The sequence below is a fragment of the Streptomyces sp. NPDC031497 genome (assembly GCF_055580905.1).
The window spans coordinates 1-1,190 of the sequence record NZ_JBVIKO010000072.1 but is presented as its reverse complement, the minus strand read 5'-3'; the positions used below and the strand labels follow the sequence as shown (position 1 = coordinate 1,190).

Annotated in this window: 2 protein-coding genes; one reads left to right on the top strand and one right to left on the bottom strand. The window is 67.3% G+C overall.

The features are described 5' to 3' along the window. The coding region (locus ACZ5K7_RS48280) for an ISL3 family transposase (RefSeq protein ID WP_468924968.1) at positions 1-799 on the top strand (799 nt) is incomplete at its 5' end. An 8-nt stretch (positions 800-807) separates the two neighbouring features. Here the strand turns inward: ACZ5K7_RS48280 and ACZ5K7_RS48275 are convergent. Next, positions 808-1,190 (bottom strand): hypothetical protein (locus ACZ5K7_RS48275; protein WP_468924966.1); only part of this gene is annotated, 383 nt, incomplete at its 5' end.

Below are 1,190 nucleotides of genomic sequence, written 5' to 3'. Positions count from 1 at the left end.
GGCCGAGGCGGCACCCGGCCAGGAGGCCGAAACGGATGAGCCGACCGGCAAGTTCGCTGAACGGGCCCGCGCTCACCACGCTCTCGTCCACGATCTCCTCGCCCGGGGCATGAGTCTGCGGGGCGTTGCCCATCACCTGGGCTGGGGACGGCACACCGTGCAGAGGTACGCCCGCGCCGCCCGCTGGCAGGACATGGTCAAGGGCCGCAAGCGGCAACTCCCCAGCAAACTCGACCCGTTCAAGCCCTACCTGGCCGACCGTTGGGCCGAGGCCGACGGGCACGTGACCATTCTCGGTCTCCACCGGGAGATCACCGCGCGCGGCTTCCGCGGCCACTACTCCACCGTCCGCGACTGGATCCGCCGCGACCTGCCGCAGCAGGAAGGCTTCACGCCCGCCCCACCACCACTGTCGATACGACAGGTGACCGGCTGGCTCACCCGGCATCCCGCCACCCTGACCGAAGAGGAGAAGCTGCGCCGCAAGGCTGTACTCGACCACTGCCCGAAGCTGGCCTCCGCCGCAGAGCTGACCAGCTCGTTCGCGGAGATGCTCACCACCCTCAGCGGCGACCGTCTGCCCGAGTGGATTACCGAGGCCACCGACGCCGACCTGCCCGGCATCAGCAGCTTCGCCGTCGGCCTGAACAGCGACTTCGACGCGGTGACCGCCGGACTGACCGCCGACTGGAACTCCGGCCCGGTCGAAGGAGCAGTCAACCGGATCAAGATGCTCAAGCGGCAGATGTTCGGCCGCGCCGGCTTCGGCCTGCTGCGTAAACGGGTCCTTCTCTCCTGAGGGTGCGGTCAGACCGCGCCCTCCACCAGTCCGAAGCCGTCCGGGAACTCCTCCAGAAACGCTCGCCGCGACGGATCAGACTCCTCGCGGGCCATGGTGGCGAGTAGGCCGAGGAACTCGTCCTGCTGCTCACGCGACAGCTTGCTCACGACGTGAGCGACGCCCTCCAGGACCTTGACGGCGTCGTCTGGATCCATTTGCTCGTCTTCACAGCCTTCGACGAACCAGAGGACATCGACCAGAGCCTCGGCCAGAGCTCGCGTCAAGGAGGGGTACGCACCAGGCATCGAGACGATCTCCCAGCAAGTCGGCGAACAGAGTCCCGTCATCTCAACACATGCCGCTGACATCACGGTCAGCAACCGGGTCACGGAACTTGTGCCAGACCCCA